The organism is Frisingicoccus caecimuris, from assembly GCF_004340975.1.
Taxonomy (GTDB): Bacteria; Bacillota; Clostridia; order Lachnospirales; family Lachnospiraceae; genus Frisingicoccus; species Frisingicoccus caecimuris.
The window spans coordinates 1-4,868 of sequence record NZ_SLXA01000025.1 but is presented as its reverse complement, the minus strand read 5'-3'; the positions used below and the strand labels follow the sequence as shown (position 1 = coordinate 4,868).

Sequence of the window (4,868 nt, the reverse complement as noted above, 5' to 3'; positions counted from 1 at the left end):
GATATACCGGACCAATCATGACAATTCTTTTTAACTTTTTCATACGCTTCCTTCTCCACTTTTGTAACTTTCCTTAAGGAAGTAACTTAAGGATTGAAATATGATAGAGTCAAAGCATGCTGAGAAAAGAGCGGTTTAGATTTTTTAAATTGAACGAAAAGGAGACAGAAAAGATATGAAGCAAATGTTATTCAAAGAATGGGCGGCTGTATGGGTGGAAGAAAAACGAAAATATGTTAAAGAGTCCACATACGCGAATTATGTGGTTGTTCTTGATAATCATTTAATAATGAGGTTAGGTGAGTACAAAGTATGCGATATTACAAAAGAGATTGTTCAGAACATGATAATAGAAATGCGTGATAGAGGACGACGTGACAAAAGGGGAGGATTATCAGACAAAACAGTAAAAGATATTATAGCAATTTTAAAGATGTGTTTGAGAGATTACGGACGAAATGACGGATGGATTTATGGGAAAAATGCATTGAAATATCCGTTGAACTGCAATGCTGCGCAAATAAGAATAATGGATGATGATATGTATAGAAAAATGCTATCAGCTATTAATCGTGAGCATGATTTTGAAGCTATGGGATATGCATTAAGTTTATATACGGGGATGAGAATAGGTGAAATTTGTGCATTGCAGTGGAAGGACATTGATTTGGAGAAGAAGATTATTTATGTCTCAAAAACATTACAGAGAATTTATCTTAAAGAAGGGAATAGAGGAGTTACCAAAATTATTATAGGAGCGCCAAAATCTAAAAGCGCTATACGGGAAATTCCCATTGCGAAGGCGTTAGAAAGTTTTTTAGAAAGTAGTGTAAGTAGTGGAGAATACTATATTCTCAGTGGAACAGCAAAATATATCGAGCCGCGTCTGTATAGGCAGCATTTTATGGATTTCCTGTGTAGAAACAAATTAGATTATATGCGGTTTCATGATTTGCGTCATACATTTGCAACTCGTTGCATAGAACGAGGCGGCGATTATAAGACGGTGAGTTGTATTCTGGGGCATTCGTCAGTCAATATGACATTAAACCGGTATGTGCATCCTCAACTTGAACAAAAGCGAAAATGTGTCGATTTAGTATAAAATCTGTATTTGACGGTTTTGTCAGAAGTCAGGAGGTTTCAGATATCGATAAAAGTTATGCGATAGAGAGAGTAGTAATGAGAGGTGAACTGCCTAGATTTCTGTTGTGTAGATTGTTGAAAAGGATTATAATTAAATCAAGTGAAATTTTATTGTATTTTCGGGGGAGGAAAATATTATGAAACGAAGAATTATAGCTTTAATGTTGGCTGGAATATTGTCTATTTCAAGCCTGGGTGGATTGAATGTATATGCTATGGAAGATGGGGAAACAGAAAGTCAGACGGAGAGCAACGTTGAAGCGGATACAGAGGACGGTATTCCTATAGAAAATGAAACTAAGGAAAGAGTCTCTGTTGAAACTGAGGAAGTGACAGAAGAGGCGGCAAACACTGAGGAAAGTGTTTGGGAAACAAATGAGAATGATGCTAAAACTATAGAAACTCTAGAAACAGAGATGGCAAATGAAATCATTGGGGAAGAGGGTGAGAAAGGTACACTTCACCTTGCGGAAACTATGGATGGGGTTGAAATTAATGGTGACAGCTTTCATATTGACAAAAGTGAGGTGACGGTAGGAGATCAGATTCATATCGGAGTTAAGGTGACCGGCGATTGGAATATAGTAGATTCAGCATATATAGCATATAAGATGCCCATTACTGGGAAGAATAAACGTATTAGATTAAAATACAATGAAAATACAGATGAATTTGAGACAGAGTTGGAGATAACGGATAGTTTCGAGTCGGGCACTTGGAAGGTATATTATATAATAATGGGTGTTAGTGAATCTAATTCTGTTTTTCTTTACAATTCGAATGTAGAGCCGAATATGAATGATAAAGCGGATTTGAGTGCCGGTAATTTTGTAGTATCAGGTACTCAGGTGGATGTAACTACACCTGAAATTGATACAGATAGCCTGAAGGTGGATAAGCAAGAGGTGGGAGTAGGTGATAAAGTTCAAATAAGTTTGAAAGTGACAGATGATGAAAGCGGTGTAGATGCTGTTGATATTCTTTACTTCACTCCTACCAAACAGCAAGAAAGGATAAAATTACAGTACAACAATCTTACGGACAATTATGAAGCGACAGTAAATGTAACAGATGACACTGAAGTGGGAACATGGAAAATAAATTATATATATGTCTCAGATAATTTGGAAAATGTAAAGATATTATATAATTCGTTAACTCAAGAATGGCCTTTCTCTTCAGTTGCAAATTTAAAGGCCGGAGATTTTGAGGTGTTTCGGGATGAGGAAGCTCCAACGTATACGGAAGATTCGCTGAAAGTATCAAAGAATAAAATTGGTGCAAATGAGATGGTGGAGATAACATTTTCTGCGACGGATGCGCATGGCATATCTTCAGCGAGGATTGTCTACGAAAAACCGGTTTCTGGGACGGAATATGAGTTAGATTGTTTATATGATGAACTGTCCGGTGTTTATAAAGCAGTCATGGAAGTCGGAACCTATATGGAACCTGGTCAGTGGAAGGTAAAGAAGATTGTCGTAGAGGATAATTACGGTAATGTACTTAATCTGCATAACTCTTCGATGGTTCCAGATGGAGAAAGTGCGGAAGATTTAGATTCTGGGAATTTTACCGTCGAAGGAACAGAGAAAGACATGAATTCACCAGAAATTGATGAGACATCAATCTCTGGTGAGGGGACAGCATTGACTGCAGGTGATTCATATCATGTTTCACTAAAAGCGACAGATGATTTAAGTGGAGTGGACAAGGTTGTTGCCCAGTATTTAATGCCAAACGGAAAGTCGTATAAGCTTGTTCTTGAGGCATCTGAAGGAAACCTTTACCAGGGAAGCTTTCTTTGTGAAGAAAGTACACTGGAAGGCAGATGGACAGCGCAGACGATAGAAGCAACAGATAAAGCAGGAAACAAAGTAATACTTGAAAAAAATCTTGATGCTTTATCCTTCACTGTTTATAAGTGCTCAGTTGAAAGTTTACGGTTGGAATCCGGAAATGATGTTGTGCTTGAGTATAGCAGTACGGATGTGAACACTTATTATACGGTTGAATTTGCTGCACAAAATACAGATCATGTTTTATGCAACAAATCAGCGGTAAGTACCACCATTCTTGGGGATGGTTCAAGAGTATATACAGTAAAATATACTTTAATGCCGAGAGCTGAGGGAAGTACGATTATCGAAGTACGTGACAGTTCGACAAAAAAAGTCTATAAAGTATATGATACGACAGTTGATCAAGCAAATTATAGTGGCTGCATGGGGCAGGATATTGTACTCAGATTTTCAGCTGGAATAGGTCAGTATTATACCTTATCAAGCGGAAGTGAATACGGTACAATTAAAACCCAGTCTTATCGGAAAACATCGAGCAGCGGGATGTTTGGCGTTTTGGAGGCTTATACCAATGAATGTATGCTTCATTTTGATAGTGTAGGGAAATATAATATTGTATTGACCGGAGACGTGAGTGGCGACTCGGTTGTTTTGAGTATCGATATCGGAGAACATGACTGGAATACGGAGTACACGGTGGATAAGTTGCCGACATGTACCGAGAAAGGAAGTAAGAGTATCCATTGTAAGGTATGTGATTCGATTAAATCGGATTCAATGGAAAATATTGATGCAAAAGGACATGTGCCAGGGGATTGGGAGATTCTATGGTCGGCCACGGAAGATACAGACGGAACGAGGGTTAAATACTGCCAGGTGTGTAAAAAGGAAGCAGAACGGGAGTCAATTCCGAAGATAGCAACTTATTATGTGACCTATGATGCAAACGGTGGCACGTTGCCAATAACTAATGATGCTGGAGAGGCCTATACAACATATCCGGTGCGTGAACGTGTGGGAGATAAACATAGGATAGAGTTTAATTATTTTTTCTATCATCCTGAGTGGGACTATACAGTGACTTGCCATGGAAATGGAGAGGGGGCAAATACTATTGATTATCAGAGTTCGTTCCAATTTCTGGGATGGAATACAAAGAAAGATGGCAGTGGCACATTTTATAAAGTGGAAGACTATACAAGTTTAGAAGAGGCTACATATTCTGGAAATAAAAATATTACTTTATATGCGCAATGGGCAACGAGATATTTTGAGGAACGATATGTAGAGAGACCGGGCTATGTGTTCAAAGGCTGGTATACCCAGAAGCAGGGAGGGAAAAAAGTTACATCAAAAACAGTTATCAAAGGAGATACGGACGTTTATGCTCAGTGGGAGCCGGGAAAGTTTTTGCTGGATGCTAAGCAAATCTTTGTAGATATCGGTGATATAAAAAATATAACAGCTTCTGTCACTTCTGGGCAGGAAGATTTTGATGTTTCATGCACTTGGGATGGAGGCACGCAGGACTGGCAGATCATACATGCAGATAGATATCTGAATACAGTGTCTGTTCAGGGGCTCCATGAAGGAGAAGCGAACGTCTACGTAAGTATTAAAAATTCTGGAGTGTATTTGCCGCCTGGAGTAAGTAAGGAAGCACAGTGTAAGGTCATTGTTAAGGGATTTGCATGGCGATTATATGAAACGCTGCTGAAAAGGGATGCGGATATAGCCGGATGGAGAGCCTGGCTGCAACAACTGGATACAGGAGCGATAACAGGGGCTCAGGCAGCGGAAGGTTTCATTTTTAGTGATGAATTCTTGAACCAAAACCTGTCAAATGATGAGTTTGTCGAGCGCATGTATACGACGTTTTTAAACCGTCCGTCGGATCCTAAGGGAAAGGCAGAATGGGTT

Annotated in this window: 2 protein-coding genes; both read left to right on the top strand. The window is 38.9% G+C overall.

Going from position 1 to position 4,868, the window contains the following annotated elements; all coding sequences use genetic code 11:
• Positions 1-175: 175 nt before the first annotated feature.
• Positions 176-1,105 carry a site-specific integrase gene (locus EV212_RS13285; protein WP_132094456.1) on the top strand — a complete coding sequence of 310 codons (930 nt, stop codon included), beginning with the start codon at positions 176-178 and terminating at the stop codon, positions 1,103-1,105.
• A gap of 178 nt (positions 1,106-1,283) precedes the next feature.
• A partial coding sequence (locus EV212_RS13280) for a DUF4214 domain-containing protein (RefSeq protein WP_132094453.1) occupies positions 1,284-4,868 on the top strand: 3,585 nt, incomplete at its 3' end.

Coding starts and splice junctions, on each gene's coding strand:
- EV212_RS13285 (WP_132094456.1), top strand. CDS start 176: ATGAAGCAAATGTTATTCAAAGAATGGGCGGCTGTATGGGTGGAAGAA.